The following is a 14,301-nucleotide window of genomic DNA, read 5'->3' as shown; positions in this document are numbered from 1 at the left end:
AGCCATGAAAACTGCCAGTGCAATCGATAAGCTGCGCGATATGGCGGAGCAGGATTTGGAACAGGCCGTGATTCATTTAGGTGACATGCGCCGTGGCGTAAAGCAGGCGGATGAGCAGCTCACCATGCTGCTCGACTATCAGGATGAGTACCGCAATAAGCTCAACACCGATATGTCAGGCGGTATTTCCAGCCTGCGCTGGACCAATTACCACCAGTTTATTCAGACGCTGGAGAAAGCCATTGAACAGCATCGGCAACAGCTGAATCAGTGGAATCAACGTCTGGATCAGGCGCTGAGCAGCTGGCAAGAAAAGCATAAGCGATTGAATGCGTATCAAACACTGATCACTCGCGCTGCCGAAAACGCATTACGACAAGAAAACCGTCTCGATCAGAAACGGATGGATGAATTTGCCCAACGGGCCGCTATGAGGAGAGGCGAATGATTACGCTGCCAACTATGGTTACGCAAACCTCTAAAGTCAGCGATGCAGACAGTGCTGTTGCATCGGACAATTTACTGGGTACAGATGCGCTGCCACAGGGATTTATCACTGAACTGGGTAACCGCTTACTGACGCTGGCTCAGCAACAAGGTGTTAACACGCAATCGACTGATCTGACAGCAGAAGTCGATGAAAAAGGCGTCACAAAAGCGTCATTAAGCGCGTTAATGCAAGCACTGGACAAACCAGAGGCGTTAAACGCACTTTTACAACCGGAAAACACTAAAGCCACGCTGAAATCAGCCGATGATAAAGACAAGTCTGTAGCAAGTTCGTTAAGTGCCAGCGACTTACAGAATGTGCAGGCACTGTTCGCGATGTTACCGGTTGCGGTTGAAGCGCGAAACAGTCAGAGCGCCGTCAGCGCCAGCACGGATAAAACCTCTGCCGATGCAGAGACTACGCTAAACGGATCATTGTTAAGCCGAACGCTGCAGAACGCCGTGAAAGAGGAACAAGAGGCACAGTCCGACAGTGCGCCTCATAAGAAATCCAGCGATGTGCTGAGCGCTGTCAGCCGTGATGTCAGTACAACGACAGCCAGTAGCAGTGCCGCTGCCGCCAGCACCACGGCCAGCACCAGCAATGGCGCACTGTCACTGGATGAGAGCTTTAAGCAGGTGCTGAGTACGCTCAGCAAACCGGAAGAACGTCGTGATACGCAAAGCGACACGGTAACAGCATTAACCAGCGCCCCGGTCAGCAGCAGTAGCACACTGACCAACAGCACGGCGACGACCAGCACCACTCCGTCGACGCCGATGCTGAATGCCCAACTCGGCAGCAATGAGTGGCAGCAGGCGTTAAGCCAGCAAATCGTGATGTTTAGTCGCAACGGTCAGCAAAATGCCGAATTGCGATTACATCCCGAAGATTTGGGTGCTATCCAGATCAACCTGACCCTCGACAAGGATCAGGCGCAGTTAAGTATGGTTTCCAGCCACAGCCAAGTGAGGGCCGTGCTGGAAGCGGCTCTCCCTCAGCTGCGTACAGCGCTGGCGGAGAGCGGTATCAACCTGGGACAGAGTAATGTCAGCAGCGACGCCTTCGCACAAAGCCAGAATTATCAGGGCCAGCAGGAAGGACGTCGTGATGGCCAGCACGGCAGCTTTACCCTCTCCCAGGACAGTGAAAACGAGATAACGCCTATTGCCGTCCCGGCAGCCCTTCAGGCGCGCGCGACAGGTAACGGCGCTGTCGATATCTTTGCCTGACAGCGGCTAAACGCTGAAGGTAAGCGTAAAACCCGCGTCTTTTCTTCCCATTGTTTGACTTAAGACGCGGGATAATCTGTCCAGGCGAGCCGAGAGGTTTGCCCATAATTCACAGGAAGTAACTGCAAACATGTCTGATAACGCGAAAGCTAAAGGCCGCAAACGTTCACTACTAATACCGGTGTTACTGATTGTAACGCTGGCCGCTTGCAGCGTGGCAGGCTATGCAGTCTGGCGAATGATGAATAAACACGGGGATGACAAACCGGAAGCGGCGAAAGTTGAGCCACCGGCCGCCCCTGTATTTTTTGCAATGGATACGTTTACGGTTAACCTGGTCAATACTGACAACGATCCCGACCGTGTGTTGTACGTAGGCTTTACCCTGCGTCTGCCGGATGAGGAGACCCGTCGTCGGTTGAATGATTACCTGCCTGAGGTGCGCAGCCGTTTGCTGCTGCTACTCTCACGCCAAAGTGCTACACAGCTTGCAACTGAACAAGGCAAACAGGCTTTGATTGATCAGATTAAACAAGCGCTGGCACCACCGCTGGTAAAAAATCAACCACCTCAGGTTGTCAGTGACGTGCTGTTTACCGCCTTCATTTTGAGGTGATTTAATGGGCGATAGCATTCTCTCCCAGGCTGAAATTGACGCGCTACTGAATGGCGACAGTGATACCACGGAAGTAGAGAACAGTTCCAAAGGGACCGATGGCGATATCCGTCCCTATGATCCCAATACCCAGCGTCGCGTGGTGCGCGAGCGTCTGCAGGCGCTGGAGATCATTAACGAGCGTTTTGCCCGTCATTTTCGTATGGCGCTGTTTAACCTGCTGCGCCGTAGCCCGGATATCAGTGTCGGTACGATCAAGATTCAGCCTTACCATGAGTTTGCCCGCAATTTACCGGTGCCAACCAACCTGAACCTGATCCACCTGAAACCACTGCGCGGTACTGCGCTGGTGGTATTTTCACCGAGTCTGGTGTTTATCGCCGTAGATAACCTGTTTGGTGGTGATGGCCGTTTCCCGACCAAAGTGGAAGGCCGAGAATTTACCCATACCGAGCAACGCGTCATCCGTCGCATGCTGAAGCTGGCACTGGATGGTTACAGCGATGCCTGGAAAGCGATTTACCCGCTGGATGTTGAGTACGTCCGTTCGGAAATGCAGGTGAAATTTACCAACATCACCACTTCGCCGAACGATATCGTGGTCAACACCCCGTTCCAGGTCGAGATTGGTAACCTGGTGGGTGAATTTAATATCTGTATTCCGTTTTCAATGATTGAGCCGCTGCGCGAGCTGCTGGTCAATCCACCACTGGAAAACTCCCGTCAGGAAGATACGCACTGGCGCGACAATCTGGTGAAACAGGTGCAGCACTCGGAGCTGGAGCTGATTGCCCACTTCGCGGAAACATCCATGCGCCTGTCACGTATTTTGCAACTGAAACCTGGTGACGTCCTGCCCATTGAGAAGCCGGACCGCATCATTGCTCACGTCGATGGCGTACCCGTGCTGACCAGCCAATATGGCACCATGAATGGCCAGTACGCGCTGCGTGTTGAACACCTGATTAACCCGATTTTGAATTCGCTGAACGAGGAACAGCCCGATGAGTGACAGCAAAAAACCGTCCGATGATATTTCTGCGGACGACCTGTGGGCTGAGGCAATGAACGAGCAGGCAACCACCAGCACGCCTGATCCAACCGAGAACGTTTTCAAATCGTTTGAAAGCAACGGTGCCAGTGGCTCGCTGCAAGACATCGATCTGATTATGGATATCCCGGTCAAACTCACCGTGGAACTGGGTCGCACCAAGATGACCATCAAAGAGCTGCTGCGCCTGACGCAGGGTTCCGTGGTGGCTCTGGATGGCCTGGCCGGTGAACCACTGGATATCTTGATCAATGGTTACCTGATTGCGCAGGGCGAAGTCGTCGTCGTGAACGACAAATATGGCGTGCGTATCACCGACATTATTACGCCATCTGAACGTATGCGTCGTCTGAGCCGTTAAGCATGTTAAAAAACGCGCAAATTGGCCAGCCTGTTCATAGCCAGCCGGTGGTTTCTACCGGTTCGGTGATTGGGCAAGTCAGCAGCGTGCTGGCAGTGATTGTTCTGCTGATTCTGGCCTGTGGCTGGCTGGCAAAACGCCTTGGCTTTGCGCCCAAAACCGTCAACACCCAGGCGCTGAAAATTAGCGCCAGCGTGCAGGTGGGTCGTCAGGAGCGGGTGGTGATTGTTGACACCGCCGATGCGCGTTTAGTGCTGGGCGTCACCGCCCAGCAAATTACCCATCTGCATTCGCTGCCGCCGCTGCCACCTGAAGAGCTGGTGAACAAAACCGTGGCGCCGCAGGATTTTCGTCAGCTGTTCCAGAATCTGGTTAAACGTCCCGGAAAACCCCAATGATGCGTCGATTGCTTCCCCTCTTGCCGCTGCTGTTGCTGGCACCGGTTGCCCATGCGCAATTGCCTGGTCTGGTCAGTCAGCCATTGGCGAATGGCGGCCAGAGCTGGTCACTGCCGGTGCAGACGCTGGTGTTTATCACCTCGCTGACGTTTATTCCGGCCATCTTGCTGATGATGACCAGCTTCACCCGCATCATTATTGTTTTTGGCTTGCTGCGTAACGCCTTAGGCACGCCTTCTGCACCCCCCAATCAGGTTTTGCTTGGCCTTGCGCTGTTTTTAACCTTCTTTATTATGGCGCCGACCTTCGACAAGATTTATAGCGACGCCTATTTGCCTTTCAGTCAGGACAAAATCAGCATGGACGTAGCGATCGACAAAGGCGCTCAACCGCTGCGTGAGTTTATGCTGCGTCAGACGCGTGAAGCCGATTTAGCGCTGTTTGCTCGTCTTGCCAACACCGCGCCGATTCAAGGTCCGGAAGCCGTACCGATGCGCATTTTGCTGCCGGCTTACGTCACCAGTGAACTGAAAACCGCTTTCCAGATTGGTTTTACTGTGTTCATCCCGTTCCTGATCATCGACCTGGTGGTTGCCAGCGTGTTGATGGCGCTGGGGATGATGATGGTGCCGCCGGCGACCATTTCTCTGCCATTCAAGCTGATGTTGTTTGTGTTGGTGGATGGCTGGCAGCTGCTGGTGGGTTCACTGGCACAAAGTTTCTACTCCTAGCGGCACACCTGGAAGTCGATGGCAACTCTCAATCCGGTCGGCTTGAAGGCCGCAACATATAACGCCAGGAGCGCAGCATGACACCCGAATCGGTTATGGTCATCGGCCAGGAAGCAATGCGAATTGCCCTGATGCTCGCCGCCCCGCTGTTGCTGGCGGCACTGGTCAGCGGTCTGATCATCAGCCTGTTACAGGCGGCCACGCAGGTCAACGAACAGACACTCTCCTTTATTCCTAAGATCCTTGCCGTTGCCGCCACCGCGGTGATTGCCGGCCCGTGGATGCTGAACCTGATACTGGATTACATGCGTAATCTGTTGACCAACTTACCTTATATCATCGGCTGATGATTAACCTCGATAGCAGCCAGCTGGTCCATTGGGTCGCGCAATTTTTCTGGCCGATGGTACGTTTGCTGGCACTCTTTGCCAGTGCGCCGGTGCTGAGTGAGAAATCCATTCCCAAGCGCGTGAAAGTGGGCCTCGCGGTATTGACGACCTGGATCGTCATTCCCGTGTTGCCTCCGGTGGAAGTCACGTTATTTACCCCAGCGGGTTTCTGGATCCTGTTACAGCAATTACTGATTGGTGTGGGGATTGGCCTGACGATGCAACTGGCGTTTGCCGCGGTGCGTATGGCCGGTGAAGTCGTGGGATTACAGATGGGCTTATCCTTTGCCACCTTCTTTGATCCTGGCAGCCGCCTTAACATGCCCGTGCTGGCGCGTTTTCTCGATATGCTGGCCATGCTGCTGTTTCTGACCTTCAACGGACACTTGTGGCTGATTTCGCTGCTGGTGGACAGTTTTCATACTCTGCCGATTAACGATCAACCCCTCAACGCCAATGCTTTTATGGCGCTGGTGAAGTCCGCCGGGTTAATTTTCCTTAATGGCATGATGTTAGCGCTACCGTTAATTGTTTTATTGCTCACGCTAAACATGGCACTAGGTTTGTTAAACCGTGTTTCACCACAACTCTCGGTTTTCGCGATCGGCTTTCCGATTACCTTAACGGTGGGGATCCTCAGTCTGGGTATGATGATGCCGCTACTCGCCCCCTTCTGCGAACATCTCTTCGGCGAATTCTTTGATTTACTCGCCCAGTTTGTCTCAGAACTCTCCCGCGCACGCTAATTAACGTTTCTGTAGAAGTTCTTATGCGATAGTTAAGTATTCAAAATCAATCTGTGCATTTTTCGAACCATATTTCTCAGAAATCAACTGAGGTTATTCTGATAAATGCGCATTTCTGGGGAAAATTATTCTTATTAAACGGCGCTTCGCGTATTTTAGTCAGACGATTCCTAAGGTGATAAACCTTGAGAATTGGTTGAATAAATGCTCAAAGGGCTGTTTTTAAACAAAAAAAATATTGCAGCGATTTTTCTTGTCTAAATCCCTTTTTTCCGGCATTGTCAACACTCGCTGAAACGTCACACTTTCGCGATTCAAATGTTTTTAAGAATTGTCCTATCAGATTTGTCTGTGACTTGCGCGATAGTGACAGGGCTCTCAAAAACAGAGCGAATTACACACTTAATGCAAACTCCCGGCGATTCCCACTATCGCGGGGACAAGAGTGACGTGGAAGTAACACAAAAAACTTCGCAGAAGGGTTCAGGGATAGAGTCATGATGGCGCACGGATATCATTCGCCAGTCTGCCGAGCAGAATAAAAAAGTGTCTTTGGAAATCTCTCTCGTACCGCAAACGCGTATTCATCGTTGATTTAAACGGATAACAAATTGGTGAGGGTCGCTATAATGCCAACGATTATTATGGATTCATGTAACTACACACGCCTGGGATTATCAGACTATATGTCGGCCAAAGGAGTTAAAAAGAAAAATATTACTCCGGTCTCTGATATTGAACAACTGCAACAAAGATGTGAACAGTTAAAGCCTGGTGTCGTTTTTATTAATGAAGAATGCTTCATTCATGAATCCGATTCCAGCGATCGTATTCGTGCTATTATCATGCAGCATCCAGATACGCTATTTTTTATCTTTATGGCGATCTCGAATATCCATTTTGAGGAATACCTCTACGTTCGTAAGAACCTGATTATTACGTCAAAATCGGTAAAAACCTCGACTCTGGATTCACTGCTCGGCACTTACCTGCAAAAGAAACTCAGCGCTACCCCGCGTATTTCAGCAGGCCTGGATGTTCACCCACTGACATTAAGTCAGACTGAATCAAATATGCTGAAAATGTGGATGTCAGGACATGACACCATTCAAATTTCAGACAAGATGCAAATTAAAGCCAAAACGGTATCGTCACACAAAGGTAATATAAAACGCAAAATTAAGACACATAATAAACAGGTTATTTATCATGTGGTGCGACTGACCGATAATGTGACCTCCGGTATTTATGTCAACGTGCGATAGTTCTGCATGTAAACAGTTTGAGTAAATAGCCGTAGCCGACAAAGGGCCAATCCGCAGATTGGCCCTTTGTCGTTTTGCCTGGATCTGCGAGCCAGGTCTCACTTCGCCCCCTAATCCTTTAGCCTGAACTGCCGATGCTTGTTCTCAGAACACCTACCCAAAATGAGAGCAAGGATATGAAAACAGCATCGATTGATGAGCAATATAAGCTCAGCATCTGGCAGAACCTGCGCCTGATGCCTCTTTTCAGCATGATCTTTGGTGGCATTCTGCTGCTTTTTGCCCTGTGTATCGGCCTCGCCAGCTATTTTTTAATCCAGAGTAATAATTCCCTCAACGATGCGACGGATGAAATTCAAATCCGTATGGGCATCTCTAATAGCTCAAACCATTTGCGTACCGCTCGTCTGAACGTGCTGCAATCCGGCGCCGCTGCCCGCATCGGTGAAATGGACGGCTATCGTGCCGATCTGGCGCGCACGGAGACCCGCATCAAGCAAGCGCGTGACGGTTTTAAAACTTACATGGACCGCAAGGCGAAAACGCCGGAGGATATCGCGCTGGATGCGCCACTCACCGCGGCATTCAATGACTATATCGACAAGGGATTGAAGCCGATGATTGAGTCGGCTAAGCAAGGCAGCTTCGAAGGGATCGTGGCGCAGGAAACCGACGTGACACGCAAGTTGGATGATGCGTATAACGCGGTATTACTGAAAGCGATAAAAATTCGTACTGACCGTGCCGAAGCGATCAATGCGGAAGCTGCGCACCAGTCCCGCGTCGGCTTTATTGCCATGGCTGTGGCCTTTGCTGCTGCACTGGTATTGGTGCTCCTCACCTTCGTCTTCCTCCGCCGTGTGGTGATCAGCCCGCTGCGTCAGTCGGTTGAGCGTATTGAGCGTATTGCGCAGGGCGATCTGACCGCACCGGAACAAGCGTATGGCCGTAGCGAGATCGGTAGCCTGTTGCATAATCTGCAACTGATGCAGGCCGCACTGGTGCGTACCGTAGGCACCGTCCGCGAAGGCGCCGTTGCCATCTATCAGGGTTCCAGCGAGATCTCAGCCGGTAACACCGATTTGTCTTCACGCACTGAGGAGCAGGCCTCCGCGCTGGAGCAAACCGCTGCCAGCATGGAACAGCTTACCGCGACCGTGAAGCAAAATGCGGAGAACGCCCATCATGCCAGTCAACTGGCTGCGGATGCTTCCGGCAAAGCCCGTAGCGGTGGTGAGTTGGTGCATGGCGTGGTGAAAACCATGAACAATATCTCTGGCAGCTCGAAGAAAATTGCTGAGATCACCAACGTCATTAACAGTATCGCCTTCCAGACCAACATCCTGGCGCTGAACGCGGCGGTAGAAGCAGCGCGTGCTGGTGAGCAAGGACGTGGTTTCGCCGTCGTAGCGAGCGAAGTACGCAATCTGGCCCAGCGCAGTGCCCAGGCCGCGAAAGAGATTGAAACGCTGATTGCTGAGTCGGTTGATCTGATTAATAACGGTTCACATCAGGTGGGTGAAGCCGGCTCAACCATGGGTGAGATCGTCGAGGCGGTGCGTCGCGTCACCGATATTATGTCGGAAATTGCCGCCGCCTCCGATGAGCAGAGCCGTGGCATTCAGCAGGTGAGTCTGGCGGTTACCGAGATGGACAACGTGACGCAGCAGAACGCCTCGCTGGTGGAAGAAGCCTCTTCAGCGGCAGCCTCGCTGGAAGATCAGGCGGGTCGTCTGACACAGGCCGTTGCGGCATTTAAACTTAACGATTCACCCGCATCGCGAGTGATGGCACCTTCATCAGGCACCCTGAAGGCCCCTACGCTGACACCGCGTCCAGCATTGGCAGCGGCGAACAGTAATGACAACTGGGAAACGTTCTAAACCTTCTCGCCGTCATTGATGGCAGCGGTTGATATGCATCAGGTGCACCTTATGTGCACCTGATTTTTTTATGCAGTCTTAAGCTTCCTCGTAGGGCTCAACAAACACCCCTTCCGCATGGTCGCTTTCATTAAAGAACCAAATCCCCAGCGGATAATCCTCCAGCGCCACCAAGTACATGGTCCCTTCATTAAAACCTTCAACTGCCAGTACCGTACCCACGCGACGTGGGCCGCCATCGGTTTTTACCGTTACGCGGTCATTCACCTGCATTGATTACTCTCCAGATATTGTCCTGAATACAGTGTAACGGAAGAAAATGGCGGCCGCCTGATCCGGATCAGCGTCGGGCGATGACCCACACGGCATGCACAATGCCCGGGATATAACCGCACAGTGTGAGCAGGATATTCAGCCAGAAGGCACCGCCAAAGCCCACCTGCAGAAATACACCCAGCGGTGGCAGTAAAATCGCAATCACAATTCGAATAAAATCCATACTAACTCCCTGATATCACTTCTTTATCGTCAAGCTTTAAGCATAGCCGCTGATTCGATTGATGAGATGACAGACGGGTAAAGTTCTGTCAAACCGCGGATTTTCACTTTCTTAACAGTACGCAGAGAGACTTCTGACGCGGGTAGCCCGTACACTTCTTCGTACTGCACCAACCCCAAAGGCGCAGTCAACCTAAAAGTAACAAGGATTTTTGCCCGCGCAGCGCGGGCTTTTTTTTTGCCTGAAATCTGCCCTTTCCTGCCCATTCTTCCCGTTGTCTATACTGATATAGAATCTCATCGCCTCTGGGAGGCCGACCATGACAACCGCAAAAGAGTACAGTGACAATGTGCAGCGCGAAGTGAACATTGACGTTGAAGCGTTGCTGGAAGCGATTCAGAAGAAAACCTCAGGCGAGGTTAAAGAGTTCATGGAAGCGGAACACGCTCACCGGGTGAAAGTGAATGGTGAAGCCTATGACTCTTATATCGAGCTGGCTGAGGCGTTTGAACTCGATATCCGTGACTTCTCGATCACTGAAGTTAACCGTTGAAATCGATTTCAAAAAATACCCGGCGGGATGGCCGGGTAAAATAAATCAGTGAATTCGTTACACCAGGAAATTCTTAACACCTGAGTCAGACTACGCTTTAGTCAACACAAGACAAGTCCCAATCTTGCATGTAAAACGAACAAAAAAGCATGACCTTCCCCATTTGTTACCGAAAACACCGTGTGCCTACTGTGTTTCTTTTATGCGCAATGTGTGCACGTCCCTAATCGTTACCCTGTGGATTTAAGATTTATCCTGGAAATTGACGCAGCAGACTCGCAAAAAAGTGTGATCTTCATAACGCTATTATACTGATTACTCTCTGCTTTACGGACGCGCCTGGCGTAAGGAGTGTGTAGATGCTCAGACTTAACTCGTCGCTGATGATTGTGACCGATCTCGATGGCTCGCTATTGGATCATCATGACTACAACTGGGATGCCGCCAGTGAATGGTTGCAGCGCCTCAAACAGCAGGCGATTCCCGTGGTGTTCTGTTCCAGTAAAACGGCCGCTGAAATGATCCCCTTACAGAAACGCCTGGGTCTTTCCGGTACCCCTTTCATCGCTGAAAACGGGGCGTTTATCGCTTTTGATGGCGAGCAGATTGCAGCGGAGGAACCGGGTGAACACTATCTTGCGCTGTGCCGCTGGTTGAAAACCCTGCAATCCACTTTCCGCTTCAGCGGTTTTCACGACTTTAGCGATGCGGAAGTGGCCCGCTTCACCGGATTAACCCTGGCCGAAGCCAGCCAGAGCCGACTGCGCAATGCTTCAGAAGTCATACTCTGGCGCGATGATAGTGAAAAGCTGGAGGATTTTCGTATGGCGCTGGCGGAACACAACCTGGCGCTCACCCAGGGGGGACGATTCTGGCATGTGATGCCCGCGGGCTGCGGTAAAGGCATCGCACTGCAGCAGCTGCAGCAGCATCTCGAACAGCGCAGTGGAGAGAAGCGGACCACCCTCGGCCTCGGTGATGGCCCCAATGATGTGCCGATGCTGGAGCAGGTCGATTATGCCGTAGTGATTAAAGGATTCAGTAAAACCCCGGTGATCCTCACGCGCCGCGATCAACAAAATGTCTATCACACCGCGCATGCTGGCCCGCTGGGCTGGCGTGAAGGGCTGGACTATTTTCTCGCGCAACCCGAATAACTCTCTGACCTAAGGATGAGAAAATGAGTGATTTTTACCAAAATGGTGTCATTACTAACTTTCATAATCTCACCCAACGCAGCGTTGAATCGCTGGAAAAAGAGATGGTACGTTTCGCGCGTAAACGCAAAATGGGGCTAATCCTGCCTTCCCTGTTCTCAGAACTGGAAGGTCCGGCGCTGGATAACATCGTCAATGAGCTGGCCAAAGTGCCTTATCTGGATGAGATCGTCATCGGTCTCGATCGTGCTGACCGCGACCAGTTTCTGTTTGCTCGTGAGTTCTTTTCTCGTTTGCCACAACGCCATCGCATCCTGTGGAATGATGGACCGCGATTGAAAGCGCTGGATGCTGAACTGGATAAAGAAGGGTTGTCGCCTAGCCAGCCGGGTAAAGGACGCAACGTGTGGTTCTGCACCGGGTATACGCTGGCCTCGGATCGCACCCAGTGCGTGGCGCTGCATGACTGCGATATCGTCACCTATGAGCGCAGCATGCTGGCGCGCTTGCTCTATCCGCTTGCCAATCCAGCTTTCCAGTATGAGTTCTGCAAAGGGTTCTACGCGCGCGTTGCGGACGGCAAGCTTAATGGCCGCGTAGGCCGCTTGCTGGTCGGCCCGCTGCTGCGTTCGCTACAAAAAGTGTATGGCCATTCTGAATATCTGGATTACCTCACCAGCTTCCGCTACCCACTTTCCGGCGAATTCGCCATGCGCACCCATGTGCTGAACGGCATCAAAATTCCCGGCGACTGGGGGCTGGAAATCGGCGTGCTGTCGGAGATTTATCGCAACTACACCACGCGACAAACCTGTCAGGTGGAAATTGCCGATAACTACGATCATAAACATCAACCATTGGCAGAAGAAGATGGCACCGGCGGCCTGAAACGCATGAGCAATGATATTGTCCAGTCGCTGCTGCGCAAGCTGGCGACCATGGGCGTGCCACTCACCAGTGACTCATTCCGCGTGCTCAAAGCCACTTATTATCGCAATGCGCTGGATATGATGGAAATCTACAATCACGAAGCGACAATGAATGGCCTGAAGTTTGATCAGCATATTGAGGAAGCGGCGGTCGAGATGTTCACCCAGGCGATACTCGATGCCGGGCAATCCTTTATTGAGCGGCCCAATGAGAAACCTTTCATTCCCAGCTGGAGCCGCGTGCAATCGGCGTTTCCTGATATTCTGCAGCGCATATATCAGGCGGTGGAGGAGGATAACGAAGGCAAGGTTTAATCTTCTGCCACCACGCGGTTGCGGCCGCCGGTTTTCGCCAGATACAGGCGGCGATCGGCGGTGGCTTGCAGGCTTTCGGCATGATAATCGCCCTGCTCTTCGCTGCCGGTCACGCCTGCCGAAAGTGTGACGCTGAACGTGGTGCTGGCATTCACCAGAATCGTTTTTGCCGCTAAACGCGCACGGATACGTTCCGCAATTGCACTGGCATCCGCCAACGTAGTTTCCGGCAGTACAATACAAAACTCCTCTCCGCCGATACGGCCCGCCACATCATATTTACGCAGCGTATGGCTAATCACGCCCGCCACCCGAATCAATGCCTGATCGCCTGCCGCATGTCCCCAGGTATCGTTCACTTTCTTGAAGTGATCGACATCCAGCTGAATCACCGCGAGGGGCGTTTGCTGCTGCTGGCTGCGGGCAGAGATCGCCACAAACTGTTCAAAGAACGCATTGCGATTGAGCAACCGCGTCATACCGTCGTAATTGGCACGCCAGGTGAGTTTGGCGGAGAGATCGTCCATACGGCGCACCAGACGAATAATGACCTGATGCACGACCAGCAGTAGCAGTACAAACAGCAACCACATGCCGAGCAAGAACAGCGATACGCGGCCAAGTTCCTGTGACATCCCCTGCCTCAGGCTCTGAATATTCACGATATACGCGTCCACATTCTTTAATTTGCTCCAGCTGGCAAACTGGGTGCCAAGGCGCATCACACCTCCAGGCAGTTGCCGGATTTGGCTCTCCAGACGCTCCTGCTGTTCTGGCGTCAAGGGCTCATCGTTGGGTGCATGCAAGCGAGTGATTTCATTTAACGAGCGGTCCACCATGAGCAACTTGCCTTGTAGCAAGCTGTGTCGTGCTTCGGCCATCAGCCCATGTATCCGCGCCTGGGTGAAATCCATCGACAGTACACCGTACCAGTAACCATGACTGACGATCGGCGTGCTCACTGTCATCATTAACCCTTCGTTAAATTCACCCTGATAGGCTTCACTCCAGCGCAATCGACCGCGCTGCGGATTATCCGGTGCCTGATCGCGAAAATAGGGGCGCTCCGTCATGGTGGTATAGCTTTCTATCAGCTCTTGCGGACTTTGCGGAGGCCTTGAACTGATAAAAAAACCGGCGCGCGAGATATACCAAAAGCGTGAGTGAAAATCCTGTCCCGGGTCGCTGAACTGCATGATAAAGCTGAATTCCATGGCGGCTCGCAATTCCGCATTGATGTGATCGCTGTTGCGCAGCAGCAGGGGATCGCGCATTAACCAACTGTCACTCACGCCATTCAACGGCATACTGCGCAGGCTGGCCAACTTTAACTGCCAGGTCGTTTGCTGGCGCAATTGTTGAAAGCGGGTAATGGCTTCGCGCGTTTGACTCGAATCCAGCGGATGCATCAACGCATAGTTGAGCATTCTCTCGTAATACGTCAATTCATCGATGCTTTCCTGAAACCGGCTATCGAGGTTTTTCTGGATTTCAGCCAGTTGTGCGCGCTGACGCTCCTCATAGTTATTTTTTAGCTCAATCGCTTCATGCACAGTAAGAAATGCAGAGAACAAAAAGACCGCCAGAAAGCAGAGATGCACCGGCAAAAAAGGATTACCTGTGCGTGGCGTCAAAGGCGAAGTGGGCATGGGCAACAGTTATTCAATAAAGGGCGGATGCGAAAAG

At 52.1% G+C, this 14,301-nt stretch carries 17 protein-coding genes; 14 read left to right on the top strand and 3 right to left on the bottom strand.

What is annotated here, in order from left to right:
* Positions 1-4 precede the first annotated feature (4 nt).
* The 11 genes from fliJ to CRO33_RS01950 all read left to right on the top strand — a co-directional run bounded on the left by fliJ (position 5) and on the right by CRO33_RS01950 (position 9,162).
* Positions 5-448: a flagellar export protein FliJ gene (fliJ, locus tag CRO33_RS02000; RefSeq protein ID WP_038646338.1), complete on the top strand. Its 444-nt coding sequence runs from the start codon at positions 5-7 to the stop codon at positions 446-448.
* On the top strand, positions 445-1,722 hold the full coding sequence (locus CRO33_RS01995; RefSeq protein WP_097116793.1) for a flagellar hook-length control protein FliK: 1,278 nt from the start codon (positions 445-447) through the stop codon (positions 1,720-1,722). Before fliJ ends, CRO33_RS01995 begins: the two co-directional genes overlap by 4 nt.
* A gap of 130 nt (positions 1,723-1,852) precedes the next feature.
* Entirely contained in the window at positions 1,853-2,338 is a 486-nt protein-coding gene (gene fliL / locus CRO33_RS01990; RefSeq protein ID WP_097116792.1) for a flagellar basal body-associated protein FliL, read from the top strand.
* 4 nt (positions 2,339-2,342) lie between these two features.
* On the top strand, positions 2,343-3,350 hold the full coding sequence (fliM, locus tag CRO33_RS01985) for a flagellar motor switch protein FliM (protein ID WP_097116791.1): 1,008 nt from the start codon (positions 2,343-2,345) through the stop codon (positions 3,348-3,350).
* Complete coding sequence (fliN, locus tag CRO33_RS01980) at positions 3,343-3,750, top strand: flagellar motor switch protein FliN (protein WP_034824445.1); 408 nt, start codon at positions 3,343-3,345, stop codon at positions 3,748-3,750. Before fliM ends, fliN begins: the two co-directional genes overlap by 8 nt.
* Positions 3,751-3,752: 2 nt before the next feature.
* Positions 3,753-4,148 (top strand): flagellar biosynthetic protein FliO, encoded by a 396-nt coding sequence (gene fliO, locus CRO33_RS01975; RefSeq protein ID WP_034824448.1) that lies wholly within the window; start codon positions 3,753-3,755, stop codon positions 4,146-4,148.
* Positions 4,148-4,879, top strand: a complete 732-nt coding sequence (gene fliP / locus CRO33_RS01970) for a flagellar type III secretion system pore protein FliP (RefSeq protein ID WP_034825234.1) — start codon at positions 4,148-4,150, stop codon at positions 4,877-4,879. The genes fliO and fliP overlap by 1 nt, the downstream gene beginning before the upstream one ends.
* 77 nt (positions 4,880-4,956) lie before the next feature.
* The gene (gene fliQ / locus CRO33_RS01965) at positions 4,957-5,226 is read left to right on the top strand and encodes a flagellar biosynthesis protein FliQ (protein ID WP_034824451.1); all 270 of its coding nucleotides are present in this window, start codon (positions 4,957-4,959) and stop codon (positions 5,224-5,226) included.
* Positions 5,226-6,014, top strand: a complete 789-nt coding sequence (gene fliR, locus CRO33_RS01960; protein WP_097116790.1) for a flagellar biosynthetic protein FliR — start codon at positions 5,226-5,228, stop codon at positions 6,012-6,014. The genes fliQ and fliR overlap by 1 nt, the downstream gene beginning before the upstream one ends.
* 629 nt (positions 6,015-6,643) lie before the next feature.
* Positions 6,644-7,279, top strand: a complete 636-nt coding sequence (gene rcsA, locus CRO33_RS01955; RefSeq protein WP_097116789.1) for a transcriptional regulator RcsA — start codon at positions 6,644-6,646, stop codon at positions 7,277-7,279.
* A 176-nt stretch (positions 7,280-7,455) separates the two neighbouring features.
* Entirely contained in the window at positions 7,456-9,162 is a 1,707-nt protein-coding gene (locus CRO33_RS01950) for a methyl-accepting chemotaxis protein (protein WP_097116788.1), read from the top strand.
* A 78-nt stretch (positions 9,163-9,240) separates the two neighbouring features.
* On the opposite strand, the gene dsrB is transcribed toward CRO33_RS01950, so the two are convergent.
* Both dsrB and CRO33_RS01940 read right to left on the bottom strand, forming a co-directional pair.
* Entirely contained in the window at positions 9,241-9,435 is a 195-nt protein-coding gene (gene dsrB / locus CRO33_RS01945; RefSeq protein WP_034824463.1) for a protein DsrB, read from the bottom strand.
* A 67-nt stretch (positions 9,436-9,502) separates the two neighbouring features.
* Positions 9,503-9,661: a YqaE/Pmp3 family membrane protein gene (locus tag CRO33_RS01940; RefSeq protein ID WP_034824466.1), complete on the bottom strand. Its 159-nt coding sequence runs from the start codon at positions 9,659-9,661 to the stop codon at positions 9,503-9,505.
* A gap of 319 nt (positions 9,662-9,980) precedes the next feature.
* Here CRO33_RS01940 and yodD point away from each other — a divergent pair, with 319 nt between their 5' ends.
* The 3 genes from yodD to CRO33_RS01920 all read left to right on the top strand — a co-directional run bounded on the left by yodD (position 9,981) and on the right by CRO33_RS01920 (position 12,615).
* Complete coding sequence (gene yodD, locus CRO33_RS01930; RefSeq protein ID WP_038646324.1) at positions 9,981-10,214, top strand: YodD family peroxide/acid resistance protein; 234 nt, start codon at positions 9,981-9,983, stop codon at positions 10,212-10,214.
* Between the two features lie 359 nt (positions 10,215-10,573).
* Complete coding sequence (locus tag CRO33_RS01925) at positions 10,574-11,371, top strand: mannosyl-3-phosphoglycerate phosphatase-related protein (protein ID WP_097116786.1); 798 nt, start codon at positions 10,574-10,576, stop codon at positions 11,369-11,371.
* A gap of 23 nt (positions 11,372-11,394) precedes the next feature.
* Complete coding sequence (locus CRO33_RS01920) at positions 11,395-12,615, top strand: glycosyl transferase (protein WP_034824481.1); 1,221 nt, start codon at positions 11,395-11,397, stop codon at positions 12,613-12,615.
* Here CRO33_RS01920 and dgcQ read toward each other — a convergent pair.
* Positions 12,612-14,264 carry a cellulose biosynthesis regulator diguanylate cyclase DgcQ gene (gene dgcQ, locus CRO33_RS01915; RefSeq protein WP_097116785.1) on the bottom strand — a complete coding sequence of 551 codons (1,653 nt, stop codon included), beginning with the start codon at positions 14,262-14,264 and terminating at the stop codon, positions 12,612-12,614. The genes CRO33_RS01920 and dgcQ overlap by 4 nt on opposite strands.
* Positions 14,265-14,301 lie beyond the last annotated feature (37 nt).

It is taken from the genome of Pantoea sp. GL120224-02 (assembly GCF_900215395.1).
Taxonomy (GTDB): domain Bacteria; phylum Pseudomonadota; class Gammaproteobacteria; order Enterobacterales; family Enterobacteriaceae; genus Pantoea; species Pantoea communis.
Note: the sequence above shows the minus strand (reverse complement) of the source record. Positions and strands in the feature narration are given on the sequence as shown.

Coding starts and splice junctions, on each gene's coding strand:
- fliJ (WP_038646338.1), top strand. CDS start 5: ATGAAAACTGCCAGTGCAATCGATAAGCTGCGCGATATGGCGGAGCAG.
- CRO33_RS01995 (WP_097116793.1), top strand. CDS start 445: ATGATTACGCTGCCAACTATGGTTACGCAAACCTCTAAAGTCAGCGAT.
- fliL (WP_097116792.1), top strand. CDS start 1,853: ATGTCTGATAACGCGAAAGCTAAAGGCCGCAAACGTTCACTACTAATA.
- fliM (WP_097116791.1), top strand. CDS start 2,343: ATGGGCGATAGCATTCTCTCCCAGGCTGAAATTGACGCGCTACTGAAT.
- fliN (WP_034824445.1), top strand. CDS start 3,343: ATGAGTGACAGCAAAAAACCGTCCGATGATATTTCTGCGGACGACCTG.
- fliO (WP_034824448.1), top strand. CDS start 3,753: ATGTTAAAAAACGCGCAAATTGGCCAGCCTGTTCATAGCCAGCCGGTG.
- fliP (WP_034825234.1), top strand. CDS start 4,148: ATGCGTCGATTGCTTCCCCTCTTGCCGCTGCTGTTGCTGGCACCGGTT.
- fliQ (WP_034824451.1), top strand. CDS start 4,957: ATGACACCCGAATCGGTTATGGTCATCGGCCAGGAAGCAATGCGAATT.
- fliR (WP_097116790.1), top strand. CDS start 5,226: ATGATTAACCTCGATAGCAGCCAGCTGGTCCATTGGGTCGCGCAATTT.
- rcsA (WP_097116789.1), top strand. CDS start 6,644: ATGCCAACGATTATTATGGATTCATGTAACTACACACGCCTGGGATTA.
- CRO33_RS01950 (WP_097116788.1), top strand. CDS start 7,456: ATGAAAACAGCATCGATTGATGAGCAATATAAGCTCAGCATCTGGCAG.
- dsrB (WP_034824463.1), bottom strand. CDS start 9,435: ATGCAGGTGAATGACCGCGTAACGGTAAAAACCGATGGCGGCCCACGT.
- CRO33_RS01940 (WP_034824466.1), bottom strand. CDS start 9,661: ATGGATTTTATTCGAATTGTGATTGCGATTTTACTGCCACCGCTGGGT.
- yodD (WP_038646324.1), top strand. CDS start 9,981: ATGACAACCGCAAAAGAGTACAGTGACAATGTGCAGCGCGAAGTGAAC.
- CRO33_RS01925 (WP_097116786.1), top strand. CDS start 10,574: ATGCTCAGACTTAACTCGTCGCTGATGATTGTGACCGATCTCGATGGC.
- CRO33_RS01920 (WP_034824481.1), top strand. CDS start 11,395: ATGAGTGATTTTTACCAAAATGGTGTCATTACTAACTTTCATAATCTC.
- dgcQ (WP_097116785.1), bottom strand. CDS start 14,264: ATGCCCACTTCGCCTTTGACGCCACGCACAGGTAATCCTTTTTTGCCG.